The sequence below is a fragment of the Klenkia sp. AC732 genome (genome assembly GCF_979256525.1).
Genome location: NZ_CEEDOS010000006.1, coordinates 44,380 through 59,944 on the forward strand (window position 1 = coordinate 44,380; position 15,565 = coordinate 59,944).

The window sequence follows — 15,565 nt, forward strand, 5'->3', positions numbered from 1 at the left end:
CTCAGGCGACGCCCTCGGCGACGGCGCGGCGGACCAGGTCCGCCGCGCCGACCAGGCCGGCCTGGGCGCCCAGCTCGGCGGCGAGCACCTGCGGGCCGGGACGGAAGCCACGGCCGGGCAGCGCCCGCTCCAGCCGGGCCCGGGCCGGGCCCAGCACCATCTCCCCCAGCACGCTCACCCCACCCCCGATGACGACGACGCCCGGGTCGAGCACCGCGGACAGGTCCGCGATGCCCTGCCCCAGCCAGGTGCCGACCTCGGCCAGCAGCTCCAGGGCCAGCGGGTCACCGGCCGCGGCGGCGGTGGCGACGTGCTCCCCGGTCAGCCGATCGGCCTGCCCCTCGACCCGCTCCAGCAGCGAGGCGGCCGCGGCCGGTGAGCTGTTGGCCACCTCCCGCGCGGTCTGGCCCAGGGCGTTGCCCGAGGCGTACTGCTCCCAGCAGCCGCGGTTGCCGCAGGCGCACAGCCGGCCGTCGGGCACCACGCGCATGTGGCCCCACTCGCCGGCCACGCCGTGCGCGCCGCGCTGCAGCCGGCCGTCGATGACCATGCCGCCGCCGATGCCGGTGCCCAGCGTGATCACCAGCGCCAGGTCGCTCCCCCGGGCCGCGCCGTAGCGGTACTCGGCCCAGGCGGCCGCGTCGGCGTCGTTGCCCACCCACAGCGGGCGCTGCAGCCGGGTTCCGAGGTCCTTGCGCAACGGCTGGTTGCGCCAGGCCAGGTGCGGGCTGAAGAGCACGGTGTCCCCGGTGCGGTCGAACCACCCGGCCGCACCGACCCCGACGCCGACCAGCGGCCCGCCGTGACGGTCGGCGAGCTCCTCGACGACCGCTGCGATGGCGTCCTCGGTCGCGCTGACCGACTTCCCGGGGGTCGCCCGGCGGGCGGTGTCGGTGATGGTGCCGTCGGGCAGCACGACCCCGCCGGCGACCTTGGTGCCGCCGATGTCGATGCCCAGGGCGGGCAGGTCGAGGGCGGCCGTCTGGTCCACGGACGGGCTCATGCCACCTCGATGCGCTGGACGGGGGCGGGCGGCGGGGTCGGGGACACGTGCTCCTCGGGACTCTGGGGTGCTGGCGCGGTGGTCTCGGTCGGGGTGTGCGCCCGCAGCGCGGCGGCCGCGGTGGCGAGCACGTCGGCGAGGGCCTCGGACAGGTCGGGCCGGCGGCCGCGGAGGACGGCGAGCGCGGTGCACACCGGGCAGCTGCGGCACTCCGCGGAGTGGTCACCCGCAGGGCCCTCGGCCGGTGCGGCGGACACGGTGGCGGTCAGGCCACCGATCAGGCCCGCGGCGGCGTCGGCCAGGCCGCGCAGCTGGGCACCCCAGTCGGGGGTCGGACCGGTCACGCGGGACTCCGTTCTGGGTTCAGCAGCCCGGCCGGCCACTGGGCCGGGTCGGGGGTGGCGCGGACGACGAGGGTGGCTGCCGCGGTGCCCGGGTCCTCGAGCGTGCCGGAGGTGACGGTGCAGCGCCGCAGCAGGGGGTCCAGGGTGGACGACCGGCGCCGGCCGCCGACGTCGAGCACCAGGTCGTCGTCCCATCGGGTGAGCTGCACGGTGCCCCGCTCGGCGAAGGGCAGCGGGACCGCGAGGAGCCACTGCTGCCCCTCCCGCACGGGGGCGGGCCGGGGCAGGGCCGTCCCCCCGGTGGTCGGCACCGCCGCCTCCAGGGCGACCAGGTCGGCGGCGTGCTGCGGGGCGACGGCCGTCTCGGGCACGACGCGGACCGGCAGACCGGTGGCCTCCAGTGCCGTGCGCACCTCCTCCTGCTGCGCGGTCCGGGCGGCTGCCCACTCCCCCGGTCCGGCCGGCTGCACCCGGGACAGCGTCACCGAGGCGACCCGGTGCCCGAGCAGCCCGAGGGCCGTCCCGGCGGTGCGCAGCACGGCGTCGGCACCGGGGACCGGCGGCAGCACCAGGTGGACGGCGGGCTCAGCGGGCACCCGGTCCAGCAGCGCCTCCAGGGTCGTGACGGCGGCCAGCGCCGCCTCGGTGGCACCGGGGCGCCCGCGGGAGGCCAGTGCCCTGACCGTGGCCAGCACGCGCAGCCGGGCCGGGGCCAGCTGCCCCAGCCACCAGCGCAGCGCACCCGGCAGGGCCAGCAGCGCCGTCGCCGCGGGCAGCGGGCCGGGGTCCACCACGACCAGGTCGGTCTCCCCCGCCTCGGCCAGCTCACCCAGGGCCAGCAGCAGCGCGACCTCGGTCGTCCCCGGGACCGGCACGACGGAGGTGCCCGGTGGCACGGTCAGCACCGGCACCAGCGCGGCCAGCTCGGTGGCGTGCGCGGACCAGGCGTGCTCCAGCGCGCGCTGGGCGTCGACCACCCGCACCGGGACCCGCCCGACCAGGTCCGCCCTCGGCGGCGCCGTGGTCAGCAGGACGACCCGGTCCCCGCTCGCGACGGCCGCCAGGGCGGTCGCGGCGGCGACCGTCGAGCTGCCGGCTCCACCCGGACCGGTGACGAGGAGGGTGCGCACTGCCGGGTCAGGCCTCGACGCGCTTCTTGAGCTCCTTGAGCGCGGTGTCGAGGATGACCTTCTCGGCCTTGCGCTTGATCATCCCGATCATCGGGATGGAGAGGTCGATGGTGATGGCGTAGGTGACCTCGGTGCGGCCCTCGCGCTCGACGAGGGTGTAGCTGCCGTCCTGCCGCTTCTGCATCTGGCCCTGCACCAGGGTCCAGCTGACCCGGCGGTCGCCCTCCCAGGTGTAGGCGAGCACGTAGTCGTCCTTCACGGCACCGGCGTCGAGCACGAAGTGCACCTGCTCGGCGCGACCACCCGCGCCGGGGGCGACGACGTCGACCTGCTTGGCCGCCGAGACCCACTGCGGGTAGGCCGGGAAGTCGGCGATCACGGCCATGACGTCGGACGCGGGGGCGTCGATGACGATCGACTGGGTGGACTGGTCGGCCATGCGCGGGAGGGTAGTCGCCCGGCGTCGGGGCGGTCCGCCTGAGCCCGGGAGGGGGCCGCACCCGCCGGTGGCCGCCGACCACTAGATTGGGTGGTCAGATCCCGCGTCCCCCGGGTCGGCAGCGACGGAGCCGCCACACCCCGCGCGGGGAGGAGAGGACCGGCGTGCGCGAGCTGAGCGTTCCCCCCACCCACACCGTGGGCCCCGACGAGGCACTGCCCGACATGGTGGCCCACAACGCCGCCGAGCACGGCGCGGAGGTGGGTCTGCGTCGCCAGGAGGGCGAGCGGTGGGTCGACGTCACGCACGCCGAGTTCGCCGAGCAGGTCCGCGCCGTCGCCAAGGGGCTCGTCGCCGGCGGCGTCCAGGCCGGTGACCGGGTCGGGCTGCTGGCCAAGACCCGCTACGAGTGGACCGTCCTCGACTTCGCCATCTGGACCGCCGGCGCCGTCGTCGTCCCGGTGTACGAGACCTCGTCCTCGGACCAGATCGCCTGGATCCTGGCCGACTCCGGCGCCCGGGCGATCGTCGTGGAGTCCGCCGACCACGCCGCCGCCGTCGACTCGGTGCGCGACCAGGCCCCCGACCTGGGCCCGGTCTGGGTCATCGACGAGGACGCCCTGGGCACGCTGTCCGCCGCCGGCGACGAGGTGCCCGACAGCGAGCTCGCCGCCCGCCGCGCCACCCTGACCCCCGACAGCCTGGCCACGCTGATCTACACCAGCGGCACGACCGGGCGCCCCAAGGGCTGCGAGCTGACGCACGCGAACTTCCTGTTCGAGATCGGCAACGGCATGACCCTGCTGGAGAAGTTCCTCAACCGGGACGGCTCCATGCTGCTGTTCATCCCGCTGGCGCACGTGCTGGCCCGGGTCCTGCAGGTCGGTGCGATCAAGACCCGCACCGTCCTGGGGCACACCCCCGACATCAAGGACCTGGTGGGCGACCTCGGCCGGTTCCAGCCCACCTTCGTCCTGGCCGTCCCCCGGGTGTTCGAGAAGGTCTACAACTCCGCCAAGGCCACCGCCGACGAGGGCGGGAAGGGCAAGGTCTTCGACAAGGCCGCCGCCGTGGCCGTCGCCTGGTCCCGGGCGCAGGACACCGGTGGCCCCTCGCTCGGGCTCAAGCTCCAGCACGCGGTGTTCGACAAGCTCGTCTACGGCAAGCTCCGCGCCGCCCTGGGCGGACGCTGCGTGGCCGCCATCTCCGGCGGAGCCCCGCTCGGCGAGCGGCTGGGCCACTTCTTCCGCGGCATCGGCGTCACCGTCTACGAGGGCTACGGCCTGACCGAGACCACCGCCGCCGCCGCGGTCAACCACGACGCCGCCTTCAAGATGGGCACCGTCGGTCGGCCGCTGCCCGGCACCGACGCCGCCATCGCCGAGGACGGCGAGGTGCTGCTGCGCGGCGGGATCGTCATGCGCGGCTACTGGAAGAACGAGAAGGCCACCGCCGAGGCCATCGACGCCGAGGGCTGGTTCCACACCGGGGACATCGGCGAGCTCGACAGCCAGGGCTTCCTGAAGATCACCGGGCGCAAGAAGGAGATCCTGGTGACCGCCGGCGGCAAGAACGTCGCCCCCGCGGTCCTCGAGGACTCCGTCCGCGCCCACGCCCTGGTCAGCCAGTGCATCGTGGTCGGCGACCAGAAGCCGTTCATCGCCGCCCTCATCACCCTGGACGCCGACGCCCTGCCGGCCTGGCTGAAGTCGCACGGCAAGGACGCCTCGCTCACCGCCGCCCAGCTGCGCGACGACCCCGACGTCCTGGCCGAGCTCGACGCCGCGGTGACCCGGGCCAACAAGGCCGTGTCGCACGCCGAGTCCATCCGCAAGTTCCGGGTGCTCGACGTCGACTTCACCGAGGACAACGGGACGCTGACCCCGAGCCTGAAGCTCAAGCGCAACGTGGTGATGAAGGAGTACGCGGGCGAGGTCGAGGCCCTCTACGCGTCCTCGTCCGCCTCGCGCTGACCCGCCAGCAGGCCCTGGAACCCGGCGGCGATCGTCGTCCAGGACCAGCGCTGCTCGACCCACGCCCGGCCGGCCGCGCCCATCGCGCGCGACCGGACCGGGTCGTCGAGCAGGTCGGCGATCGTGGCGGCCACCTGACCGGGTGAGCGGGGGTCGACCACGTGCCCGGAGACGCCGTCCCGCACGGCCTCGGGCGCTCCCCCGGAGGTGCCGGCGACCACCGGTCGGGCGCAGGCGGCGGCCTCCAGGAACACCATGCCCAGGCCCTCGACGTCCAGGCCGGCCCGGCGGGTGCGGCAGGGCATCGCGAAGACGTCCCCGGCCGCGTAGTGGGCGGGCAGCCGGGACGGGTCCACACCACCGGTGAGCACCACGGACCGCTGCAGGCCGGCGTCGGCGGCGACCCGGCGCCGCAGCTCCCCCTCCAGGGGGCCGCTGCCGACCAGCAGCAGCCGGGCCCCGGGGTGCCGGGCGAGCACCTGCGGCCAGCCGGCCAGCAGGACGTCCTGGCCCTTGCGGGGCACCAGCCGGGACACGCAGACCACCACGGGGGCCTCGCCCAGGCCGTGCTCGGCGCGCACCTCGGAGCCGTCGACGGCGGGGTGGAAGCGGTCGACGTCCACCCCGGGCGACAGCTGGGTCATCGCGGTGCGGGACGCCAGCGCGGGCGCCAGCCGGTCGTGGGTGTAGCGGGAGATGTAGGTGACGACGTCGAGCCCGCTCGCGATCCGCTGCATCAGCTGCCGTCCACCGGGGACGGCGACCCAGCCGGTCTCGTGGCCGTGCGTGATGCCGATGCTGTGCGTGACCCCGGCCCGGCGCAGCCCCGGCGCCAGCAACCCCAGCGGCGCCGCGGCACCGAAGACGACGGTCCGCGCCCCGTGGTCGAGGGCCAGCTCCCGGGCGGCACGGGCTGCACCAGGGGTCGGCAGCAGCATCGAGGTGCGAGCGCGGACCACGCGGTAGGGCAGCGTGGCGTCGTGCTCGGCGGCGCCCGGTGACGTGGAGGCCAGCACGGCGAGGTCGGCCGCGGGGACACGGTCCAGCAGGGCCGCCACGAACGTCTGGATCCCGCCCTGCCGGGGCGGGAAGTCGTTGGTGACGACCAGGACCCGGGTCAGCGGTCCCACTCCGCGGCGGCGGCCACCCGCTGGGCGGTGGTGGGGTGCGAGCCGAAGAACCACTGCCAGGCCGCGGGCGGGTCGGGCTGGTTGAGGTTGGCCACGGCCAGCCGGCGCATGACGTCGGCGAAGGCGTCGGGGTCGTCGGTGAGGTCCAGGGCGTGCTGGTCGGCGCGCGCCTCGAGCTGCCGGGACACCCCGTTCTGCACCGGCGTGGACACCAGCGTGCCGACGGCGATGGCGAAGAGCACCAGCGGCACCACCCGGGGGTCGCCGGGGGCGTCGGCCCCGGCGCGGCGCAGCAGCGGGGTGGAGCCCAGCACCCAGCCCAGCAGGGCGACCCCGGCGCCCGCGCCGAGCGCGCCCACCAGGGTGCCGGTCAGCACGTCGTCGGTGGCCACGTGGCCGAGCTCGTGGGCGGCGATCGACTCGATCTCGGCGTCGGGCAGCTGGAGCAGGGTGTCGTAGACGACGACCCGGCGGCTGGAGCCGAAGCCGGAGACGTAGGCGTTGAGGGCCGTGGTCCGCCGGCTGGCATCGGCGACCAGCACGTCCTGCACCGGGTCCCCGGACTCCTGCGCCAGTTCCAGCAGGTCGGTGCGCAGCTGTCCCTCGGGGAGGCTGGTGAAGGAGTTGAACGCGGGTTCGATGACCACCGGGTAGAGGAACGACCCGACGACGACCAGCCCGGCGGCACCGGCCCCGGCCCACGCCCACCAGGTCCGCGGCGCCCGGCGCGCCAGCCAGACCAGCAGCAGCAGGCCCAGCGCGGTCAGCGCGGCCGTGATCGCGGTGTCGACCGCGACGTCCCGGGCCCACAGCGCCCAGCTGCGGGTGGACAGCCCGTACCGGTGCCGGACCACCTCGCCGTACCCGGCCAACGGCAGCGTCACCAGCCGGGCCACGACCGACAGCGCGACCGTGCCCAGCAGCACCTGCCACACCCAGCCGCCGCCCAGCGGCCGGGCAGCGGCGGTGACCAGCCGGGACCCCGCGCGGGTCAGGCCCAGCACCCCGGCCACCAGCAGTGACAGGGCCGTGTTGGCCAGGGATGCCGGGCGCAGGGCACCGGCGAACGCGTCGGCCCGGGAGACCTGGTCGGCGGTCAACCCGGCCGTGGGGTCCGTGACCGTCGGGGTGGCCTCCCACGGGATGCGCAGCCACAGCACGACGACCAGGGCCGCACCGAGCACGAGCGCCGTTCCCAGCGCGAGGCGACGGGGACTCACGGCCGGGACAGTAGCCGCCGCGGCTGTGCGGCTCAGACGAGCCGGCGCGCGCCCGCGTAGCCGGACATGTCCACGCTGGAGACCTTCACGACGTCACCGGACGTGGGCGCGTGGACCATCATCCCGTTGCCGATGTAGATGCCGATGTGGCTGACCGGGCTGTAGAAGTACACGAGGTCACCGGGCTGCAGGTCCCCGCGGGAGACGGCGTTGCCCATCCGGGCCTGCGACGCACTGGAGTGCGGCAGCGAGACGCCGGCGGCCGCGTAGGCGTATGCGGTGAGCCCGGAGCAGTCGAAGCTGTCCGGCCCGCCGGCTCCCCAGACGTAGGAGTCCCCGCGCTGGGCCATCGCGGTGTCCACGATGGCCTGGGCCAGCTCGCTGTCAGCCGCCACCGTGGTGGGGGCGGTGACCTCGGCACCGCTGTGCGCGGTGACGACCTGCTGCTGCTGGCTGGCGGTGAGGGCCTCGTACTGGGCCTGGTAGGTGGCGATCTGCTCCTGGAGCTGGGTCTGCTGCGCGGTGACCGCGTCCAGGCCCTGCTGCGCGGCCGCGGCTGCGGTGTCCGCGGCGGACTGCGCGTCGGCGGCGGTCTGGGCGGCCTGGGCCACCCGGTCGACCAGGTCGTTGGTGTGCCCGGCGATGACGTCCAGGGTGCTGACCTGGGCCAGGAAGTCCTCCGGGGAGGAGCTGGTCATCAGCGCGCTGAAGCTGGAGGGGTTCGTGGTGTACGCGCTGCGGGCGACCTGGTCCATCTGCGCGGACAGGCTCGCCAGCTGCGTGGCGGCGTCGGCGACGGCCTGGTCGGCGGTGGCAGCCGCGGCCTGCTGGTCGGCGAGCTGGACCCGCGCCTCGTTCACCTGCTCGGTCACGACCTCGAGCTGGTGGTTGGCCTCGGTCACCAGCTCGGTGGCCTGCTCCGGCGTGGTGGCCTGGGTGGCCCCGGTCGGGGCCGCATCCGGTGCGGCCGTCGCGGTGCCGGGGAGGGCGGTGAGCACCAGGCTCGCCGCCGCGCCGATCAGCAGCCCGCGGCCGAGGTGGCGGGAGGGGGTGGACCGGTCTCGTCCGAGGGCAGGGCTGGGGGACGCCACGGGCGCGCGAGCTCCTTCTTCCACGTCTGACCGCCTACCGAGTTAGCTGACGGGTTCGGGCGTGGAAGACGACGCCCTATCTCTGCGCTCCGACCGGGATCGGCGCGTGCGGGTCACCGAGGTGGCCCGCGCGAGAACTCACCCCAGGACTGCGGTGGGTCCCCGGTCCGCCCGCCCCGGGGGACGAGCAGTTCGGCGGTGACCGGCCGAGGTCACCCGATGAGGTGACGTGTGCCCGACCGGACGAAGGACACCGTACGGGCGTGACCGGACCGAGACAACGAGTCACATCGGGCCCGATCGGGTCGACCATGTGTCAAGAGGGACACCCGTCGGTCGACAGGTCCTGCCAGATCCGACGCACGCGGCCCCGGCTGGCTCTCAGCCCACCTCGCGGCTCGTCGGGGGTTGGTGCCGCAGCGGCGGGACCAGGCCAACCTCTGCCAACGCCCGGACGGCCCGACGCTCCACGTCGTCCAGCTCGACGACCACCCCGCGAGCCCGGTCACCCTGCACCCCGGGCGTGTCGGGCCCGCTCCCGGCGGGACCGGAGACCAGCGCGGCGCCCAGCCCCGCGACCACCTCGTCGGGCGCGGCCCCCACAGCGTCCCGACGGTCGCCCAGGCGGTCTGCCAGCGTGGGCCGCCGCGTCATCGGGACCACGGTCGGGTCGCTCCCCCGCCACCCCGGCGGGGCCCCGAGCAGGACGGTGACGACGCAGTCGTCACACCCCTGGCCGCGGACGGTGCAGGTGTCGCAGTCGATGAGCACGGGAGCCTCCTGGCAACGGTCGCCGGACCGGTCGGTCCGTCGCCGCGGACGCTAGGACGCACCACCGACAATTCCGGTGGCGCGAACGGTCAGGTGGCCGCGTACTCCCAGTGCCACGGCTCCTCGCGCCCGTTGCCCTGGTCTGCCCAGGTCGGGTGCACGAAGCCCAAGCGGCCGGCGTTGGCGGCCATCCACACGTACTGCGTCGTCCCGAAGGACTCCACGCCCCCGCACAGGTCCACCGCCAGGCCCCACCCGTGGTTGCTGGTGCCGGGCACCGCCGCCAGCGCGGGCTTCTGGCCGTAGAGGGTCACCTGGCCGGCGTAGCTGCGGTAGGAGTCGGTGATGCACAGGGGGGCGCCGAACTGCCCGGCGAAGGCCGCCGACAGCGCGCGCCAGGCCGCGGCGGCGTCGCACCGCAGCGTGTGGCCGCCCACCCCGAGCGGGCACATGGCCGAGGGCGGGATCAGCCCGTTGGGGTACCCGCCCCAGGACCGGCTGCCGTCGTAGCTGGCCGGGTACACCGGGTTGCCGCACTCGACCGGGAGCGCACCAGCCGTGGGTCCCGGCACGTCCACGGCGTCCCGGGTGGCCAGGCTGGGCCGCCCGATGCCCAGCACCTGGTCCGCCGGCAGCGTGCGGACGACGACCGCGCCCGCCCGGCCGTCCGCGGCCAGCATCGTCTGGCGGTCCAGGGCCAGGCCCACGTGGCCCAGCCCGGATTCCGGCGTCCCCAGGAAGACCAGGTCACCGGGCAGCACGTCGGCCGGCTCGACCGGGGCGGTGGACGCGAACAGCTCGCCCTGGGTGCCGGGCAGGACCACCCCGGCCGCGCCGTAGGCCGTCTGGACCAGCGATCCGCAGTCGAAGGACTCCGGACCCGCCGTCCCCGGCGCGTAGGGCAGCCCCAGGTCGGCCATCGCGGCACTGACCGCGGCCACCGTCTCGGCGGGCAGCACCAGCAGCGAGCTGGGCTGGCGCGGCAACTGGGCCGCCCCGGCCTGGGCGGCCCCGGTGACCCCGCCGACCGGGACCAACCCCGCGGGCAGCCCGGCGACCGGGTCACGCAACGCGGTGGCCGGCGGCAGTGCCACGCCCGCTGCCGCGAGCTGGTCCACGTAGGCGCGCCAGTTCGCGGCGGTGGCGGCGTTGACGTCCAGCTGCTCGGCCTGCAGCTGCGCGAGCTGGCGGTCCACGACCCCCAGCGCCCGGTCCAGCTCCGTGGTCACCGCCGCGGCGGCGGCCTCCAGCCGACCGCTCTCCGCCGCCACCAGGTCGGCCTGTGCCCGACTGCCGGCCAACGCCTGGTCGGCAGCGGCCTGACGGGCCAGCGCCCCCTGCCGCCGGCTCTCGGCACCGGCGAGCACCTCGGCGGTACGGGCGTCCACCACGTCCAGGTAGCCCATCGCGGACACCACGTCGCCCGGGTCGGCCCCGCCGAGGAGCAGCCCGAGCGGCGTGGGGGCACCCCCGTCGCGGTAGACGGCCGAGGCGTACTCCCCCACCGCCAGCCGCTCCCGGCCCAGCGCGTCCGCGGCATCGGCCACCGCCTGCGTGGCGGCGTCCGCCTCGGCCTGCGCGGCGTCGAGCTGCTGCTGTGCGGCGGTGACGGCGGCCTGCCGGTCCTGGAGGTCGGTCTGCACCTGCGCGGCCTGCTCCTGCAGGGCGCTCAGCTCGGCGCTGTCCAGCACCCCCGTGGTGCCGCCCGGCTGCGAGCTGGGGGCCGCGACCGCCGGACCGGTCCCTGCGGACAGCGTGCCCACCAGCACGGCGGGGACGACGAGGGCGGCCAGCACCGGGCCCAGCGAGCGCCGTCGCACCGGGTCCACCTCCCGTCCAGCGCCCGACGTCGGTGTCGGGCGCACTGCACAACGAGCAGAGGGTGCCCCGGTGATGCAGCCCACGCCAGCCGGCCCGGGGAGCCCTCACCCGCACGCGTGTTCGAGTGCGCGCGGCGCGTCGTCCGCAGGACTGTCGGACCCCCTGCCTACCTTCCGCGACGTGCCCGCCACCCCTGCGCCCCGCCTCTCGCTGGACCTGCGTGTGCCGCCCACCGCGGGCCGCTACGAGCAGGTCACCATCGACGACCTGGGCACCCCGCTGGCCGACGTCACGTTCGTCGTGGTCGACCTGGAGACCACCGGCGGCTCCCCGACCGACTGCGCGATCACCGAGATCGGCGCGGTCAAGGTGCGGGCCGGCCAGGTCGTCGGGGAGTTCCAGACGCTGGTCGACCCGGGCGTGGAGATCCCGCCCTACATCAGCGTGCTCACCGGGATCACCTCGATCATGGTCGCCGCCGCACCGCGCATCGACTCGGTGCTGCCGCACTTCCTGGAGTTCGCCCGCGGCTCCGTCCTGGTCGCGCACAACGCGCCCTTCGACCTGGGCTTCCTGAGGGCCGCGTGCGCGTCGACCGGGCTGTCCTGGCCCGCCTTCGCCTCGGTGGACACCGCGGTGCTGGCCCGGCGGCTGCTCACCCGCGACGAGGTGCCCAACTGCAAGCTGGGCACGCTGGCGCCCTTCTTCTCCGCCCGGACGACCCCGACCCACCGCGCCCTGGACGACGCCCGGGCCACCGTCGACGTCCTGCACGGCCTCTTCGAACGCCTCGGCCCCCTCGGCGTGACCTCGCTGGAGGAGCTCACCGGGCTGACCCGGCAGGTCGACCCGGCCCGCCGCAAGAAGCGGCACCTGGCGGCACACGTGCCGCACGGCCCCGGCGTCTACGTCTTCCGCGGGCCCCGCGACGAGCCCCTCTACGTGGGGACGTCGACGGACCTGCGGTCCCGGGTGCGCAGCTACTTCTCCGCCGGTGAGCAGCGCAGCCGGATGACCGAGATGGTGACGCTTGCCCAGCGGGTGGAGGCGCTGCCCTGCGCGCACGACCTGGAGGCCGCCGTCCGCGAGCTGCGGCTGATCGCCGAGCACAAGCCCCGGTACAACAAGCGCAGCCGGTTCCCCGAGCGGGCGCTGTGGGTGCGGTTGACCCAGGAGCCGTTCCCGCGCCTCTCGGTGGTCCGTCGCGTGCGGCCCGGCGCCGGGGTCTTCCTGGGCCCCTTCCCCGACCGGCGGGCGGCCGACGCCGCGGTGGCCGCGGTGCACGAGTCCCTCCCGCTGCGCCAGTGCAGCGGCCGACTGTCCCCCAGCGGGACCGGCACCGCGTGCGCCCTGGCCGACATGGGCCGGTGCGGCGCCCCGTGCACCGGCGCCCAGTCCCGGGAGGAGTACGCCTCCGTCGCCGCCGTCTTCGCCGCGGCCGTCTCCACCGACCCCCGGGAGCTGTGCGCACCGCTGCTGGCCCGCGTCGACCGGCTGGCCACCGAGGGCCGGTTCGAGGACGCGGCCGTGCTCCGCGACCGGGTCGCGGTCCTGGTCCGCGCCGTCCGCCGCCGGCAGCGGCTGGAGCTGCTGGCCGCGGTGTCCGAGCTGACCCTGGCCCGACCCGACGGGGCCGGCGGCTGGGCCCTGTCGGTGGTCCGCCGGGGCCGCCTCGTCGCCGCCGGGGTCGCGGAGCGGGGCACCTCCGTGCGGGCCCACCTGGAGGGGCTGCGGGCCACCGCGGAGACGCCGACAGGGCCCGAGGACGAGCTGGCCGCCACCGTGGACGAGACGGAGCTGGTGCTGCGCTGGATGGAGAAGCCCGGCACCCGGCTCGTCGACGTCACCGGCACCCTGGCCAGCCCGGTCCCCGGCACGGGGGCGTTCAGCGGCTTCCTGGACCTCGTGGAGGCCGGCCGGGACGCCCGGGACCCCTTCGGGGACTCACGGTCCCTGCGCACCAGCTCCCAGCCCGACCGCGTCCGCCCGACCCGCGGACGCGCGGACGGCCGACGGACGCGGGCGGCGCTAGCCTCCCGGGTGTGATCACCGCCATCGTCATGATCGACGCCGCGACCGACTCGATCGGCGAGGTCGCCCAGGCCATCGCCGACCTCGACGGGGTCAGCGAGGTCTACTCCGTCGCCGGCGACGTCGACCTGGTCGCGCTGGTCCGGGTCCGCGAGTTCGACCAGATCGCCGACGTCGTCGCCGGGCGGATCAACAAGGTCCCCGGCGTCGTCGACACCGCGACCCACATCGCCTTCCGCGCCTACTCCCAGCACGACCTGGAGTCGGCGTTCTCCCTCGGCCTGGACTGAGGCGCCGCCGGGGGCAGCGCCTCAGGAGCCTGCGCGTACCTGCTGGCTGACCCGGGACCACCGCTCGAGCACCGCCGCGGCCCGCCCGTCGTCCACGGCGGCGGCGGCCCGTCCCAGCCCCTCGGCCAGCTGGTCGTGCAGGCGGCCACCCCGCTCGTCGAAGGCGGTCAACGCCGCCGCTGCGTTGAGCAGGACCGCGTCCCGCACCGGGCCGGTCTCCCCGCCGACCAACCGGCGCACGACGTCGGCGTTGTAGGCCGGGTCGCCACCGCGCAGGGCATCGGGTCCGGGGTCGGCGATGCCCAGGGCGAGCGGGTCGACCCGCTCGGGCACGACCTCGCCGTCCCGGACGACCCAGACCGCCGACGTGGTGGCGGTGGTGAGCTCGTCGAGGCCGTCGTCCCCGCGGAAGACGAGCGCACGGTTGCCCCGGCCCGCCAGCACCGCGGCCAGGACCGGGGCCATCCGGGCGTCGGCGCAACCGATCGCCGCGGCCACCGGTCGGGCCGGGTTGGTGAGGGGACCCAGGAAGTTGAAGACGGTGCCGATGCCCAGCTCGCGGCGCGGAGCGGCGGCATGGCGCATCCCCTGGTGGAAGACCGAGGCGAAGAAGAACCCGATGCCGGCCTCGGTGACGCAGCGCGCGACCCCGGCCGCCGGCAGGTCGATCGCGACACCGAGCGCCTCGAGCACGTCGGCCGACCCCGAGGACGACGACGCCGCCCGGTTGCCGTGCTTGGCGACCGGCACGCCCACCGCGGCTGTCACGAGCGCGGCCATCGTCGAGATGTTCACCGTGTGCATGCCGTCGCCACCGGTGCCGACGATGTCGACGCACGCCAGGGGGAGGTCCACCGCCACGGCCTGGTCGAGCATCGTGGCGGCCATCCCGGCGACCTCGTCGGGCGCCTCGCCCTTGGCGCGCAGGGCCACCACGAAGCCGGCCACCTGCGCCGGTGTCGCGGCGCCGGCCATGATCTCGCCCATCGCCCAGGCAGTGTCGGCCTGGGCCAGGTCCTCGCGCCGCAACAGGCGCGTCAGCAGCCCCGACCAGGTCGGGGTGGGTGTGGTCACCGGTTCAGCCGTGGACGGCCGGGCGACGGGCACGCAACAGCCCGGCGACGACGTCGGGAGCCACGAGCGGGTCGACCGGGTGGGCCAACGTGGCCTCGGCCATCGACCAGTGGGCGAGCCACCGGTCGGCCTGACGTGCGATGAGGACGACCACCGGTGGGCACTCGGCGACCTCGTCCTTCAGCTGGCGCGCGATGCCCATGCCACCGGTGGGCTGTGCCTCACCGTCGAGGACACAGAGGTCCACCCGTCCCGAGTCGACCGCGGCGACGACCTCGGCGCCGGTGGTGCACTCCAGGTACTCGACGGGCCCGACGTCGACGGCCGGGAACCGGCCCACGGCAGTGCGGACGGCGTCACGCACGTCGGCGCGCTGGCTGAAGACCAGCACGGTGGCCGGTGCGGCGGCAGGACTCACGTCCGCGACCCTAGTGCCCTCGGCCACACCCGCTCCTCCCCGCGCCCCCGTGCGCGTGAGGACCGGCTCCCGGGGCCCCTCGCGCACCACCCGTCCCGACCGGCACCGGCCTGGTCAGCGGCTTCGTCGGCAGCGGACCCACAGGCACCTCCCGGGTTCGCCACGCGGGTGCACCCCCAGTCGTCCACCGGCTGCACCGATGCCATGATGAGTCTGTGACAACGGCCCCCGTGGCGAGCAGCACCTTCGACACCTCGCGGGTGCACTCCCTGACCCGACCGAACATGGTCAGCGTCGGCACGATCATCTGGCTCGCCAGCGAGCTGATGTTCTTCGCCGGACTGTTCGCCATGTACTTCACCGCGCGCGCCCGGGCAGGTGACCCCTGGCCACCGGCGCCCACCGAGCTCGACGTGCCCTACGCGCTGGTCTTCACGCTGATCCTGGTCGCCTCCTCGGTGACCTGCCAGCTGGGCGTCTTCGCCGCGGAGAACGGCAACGTCTACGGGCTCCGCCGCTGGTTCACGGTCACCTTCGTGATGGGCCTGGTCTTCGTCCTGGGCCAGGCCAACGAGTACCGCGTGCTCGTGACCGAGCACGGCACGACGATCTCCTCGTCGACCTACGGCTCGGTCTTCTTCCTGACCACCGGCTTCCACGCCCTGCACGTCATCGGCGGCCTCGTGGCCTTCGTGTTCGTGCTCATCCGGTCCACCATGGGCCGATTCACGCCAGCACAGGCGACCTCGGCGATCGTGGTCTCCTACTACTGGCACTTCGTCGACGTCGTGTGGGTCGGGCTCTTCGCCACGATCTACCTGATCCGCTAG

The 15,565-nt window shown here is 75.3% G+C and carries 15 protein-coding genes and 1 riboswitch; of the genes, 4 read left to right on the forward strand and 11 right to left on the reverse strand.

Features of this window, described 5'->3' with window-relative positions:
• Position 1: 1 nt before the first annotated feature.
• Genes AC0IVP_RS04145 through AC0IVP_RS04160 form a run of 4 tightly spaced genes read right to left on the reverse strand, consistent with a single transcriptional unit; the run spans position 2 to position 2,916 of the window.
• Positions 2 to 1,003, reverse strand: a complete 1,002-nt coding sequence (locus tag AC0IVP_RS04145; RefSeq protein WP_056298034.1) for an ROK family glucokinase — start codon at positions 1,001 to 1,003, stop codon at positions 2 to 4.
• Positions 1,000 to 1,347, reverse strand: coding sequence for a hypothetical protein (locus tag AC0IVP_RS04150; RefSeq protein WP_056298031.1), 348 nt, complete (start codon positions 1,345 to 1,347; stop codon positions 1,000 to 1,002). The genes AC0IVP_RS04145 and AC0IVP_RS04150 overlap by 4 nt, the downstream gene beginning before the upstream one ends.
• A complete protein-coding gene (locus AC0IVP_RS04155) occupies positions 1,344 to 2,477 on the reverse strand; it encodes an ArsA family ATPase (RefSeq protein ID WP_471754782.1) in 1,134 nt (377 codons plus the stop codon). Before AC0IVP_RS04155 ends, AC0IVP_RS04150 begins: the two co-directional genes overlap by 4 nt.
• Positions 2,478 to 2,484: 7 nt before the next feature.
• Positions 2,485 to 2,916: an SRPBCC family protein gene (locus tag AC0IVP_RS04160; protein ID WP_056298026.1), complete on the reverse strand. Its 432-nt coding sequence runs from the start codon at positions 2,914 to 2,916 to the stop codon at positions 2,485 to 2,487.
• Between the two features lie 164 nt (positions 2,917 to 3,080).
• Here AC0IVP_RS04160 and AC0IVP_RS04165 point away from each other — a divergent pair, with 164 nt between their 5' ends.
• On the forward strand, positions 3,081 to 4,889 hold the full coding sequence (locus AC0IVP_RS04165; protein WP_471754784.1) for an AMP-dependent synthetase/ligase: 1,809 nt from the start codon (positions 3,081 to 3,083) through the stop codon (positions 4,887 to 4,889).
• Here the strand turns inward: AC0IVP_RS04165 and AC0IVP_RS04170 are convergent.
• The 5 genes from AC0IVP_RS04170 to AC0IVP_RS04190 all read right to left on the reverse strand — a co-directional run bounded on the left by AC0IVP_RS04170 (position 4,862) and on the right by AC0IVP_RS04190 (position 10,921).
• Complete coding sequence (locus AC0IVP_RS04170; RefSeq protein ID WP_471754786.1) at positions 4,862 to 6,019, reverse strand: glycosyltransferase family 4 protein; 1,158 nt, start codon at positions 6,017 to 6,019, stop codon at positions 4,862 to 4,864. The genes AC0IVP_RS04165 and AC0IVP_RS04170 overlap by 28 nt on opposite strands.
• A complete protein-coding gene (locus AC0IVP_RS04175; protein WP_471754788.1) occupies positions 6,007 to 7,239 on the reverse strand; it encodes a M48 family metallopeptidase in 1,233 nt (410 codons plus the stop codon). Before AC0IVP_RS04175 ends, AC0IVP_RS04170 begins: the two co-directional genes overlap by 13 nt.
• A 32-nt stretch (positions 7,240 to 7,271) precedes the next feature.
• Positions 7,272 to 8,330, reverse strand: coding sequence for a C40 family peptidase (locus tag AC0IVP_RS04180; RefSeq protein WP_471754790.1), 1,059 nt, complete (start codon positions 8,328 to 8,330; stop codon positions 7,272 to 7,274).
• Between the two features lie 16 nt (positions 8,331 to 8,346).
• A riboswitch (cyclic di-AMP (ydaO/yuaA leader) is annotated at positions 8,347 to 8,538 on the reverse strand.
• A 173-nt stretch (positions 8,539 to 8,711) separates the two neighbouring features.
• Positions 8,712 to 8,984, reverse strand: a complete 273-nt coding sequence (locus AC0IVP_RS04185; protein ID WP_471754792.1) for a hypothetical protein — start codon at positions 8,982 to 8,984, stop codon at positions 8,712 to 8,714.
• Between the two features lie 206 nt (positions 8,985 to 9,190).
• Entirely contained in the window at positions 9,191 to 10,921 is a 1,731-nt protein-coding gene (locus AC0IVP_RS04190; RefSeq protein ID WP_471754794.1) for a D-alanyl-D-alanine carboxypeptidase family protein, read from the reverse strand.
• A 181-nt stretch (positions 10,922 to 11,102) separates the two neighbouring features.
• On the opposite strand from AC0IVP_RS04190, the gene AC0IVP_RS04195 reads away from it, so the two are divergent.
• Positions 11,103 to 12,968, forward strand: a complete 1,866-nt coding sequence (locus AC0IVP_RS04195) for a DEDD exonuclease domain-containing protein (RefSeq protein ID WP_471754796.1) — start codon at positions 11,103 to 11,105, stop codon at positions 12,966 to 12,968.
• Complete coding sequence (locus tag AC0IVP_RS04200; RefSeq protein ID WP_056298006.1) at positions 12,965 to 13,243, forward strand: Lrp/AsnC family transcriptional regulator; 279 nt, start codon at positions 12,965 to 12,967, stop codon at positions 13,241 to 13,243. The genes AC0IVP_RS04195 and AC0IVP_RS04200 overlap by 4 nt, the downstream gene beginning before the upstream one ends.
• Positions 13,244 to 13,264: 21 nt before the next feature.
• Here the strand turns inward: AC0IVP_RS04200 and trpD are convergent, their stop codons facing one another.
• Positions 13,265 to 14,317 carry an anthranilate phosphoribosyltransferase gene (gene trpD / locus AC0IVP_RS04205; RefSeq protein WP_471754798.1) on the reverse strand — a complete coding sequence of 351 codons (1,053 nt, stop codon included), beginning with the start codon at positions 14,315 to 14,317 and terminating at the stop codon, positions 13,265 to 13,267.
• 4 nt (positions 14,318 to 14,321) lie between these two features.
• Entirely contained in the window at positions 14,322 to 14,735 is a 414-nt protein-coding gene (locus tag AC0IVP_RS04210) for a response regulator (protein ID WP_082557054.1), read from the reverse strand.
• 230 nt (positions 14,736 to 14,965) lie between these two features.
• Between AC0IVP_RS04210 and ctaE the strand changes: the two genes are divergently transcribed.
• Positions 14,966 to 15,565 (forward strand): aa3-type cytochrome oxidase subunit III, encoded by a 600-nt coding sequence (ctaE, locus tag AC0IVP_RS04215; RefSeq protein WP_369800055.1) that lies wholly within the window; start codon positions 14,966 to 14,968, stop codon positions 15,563 to 15,565.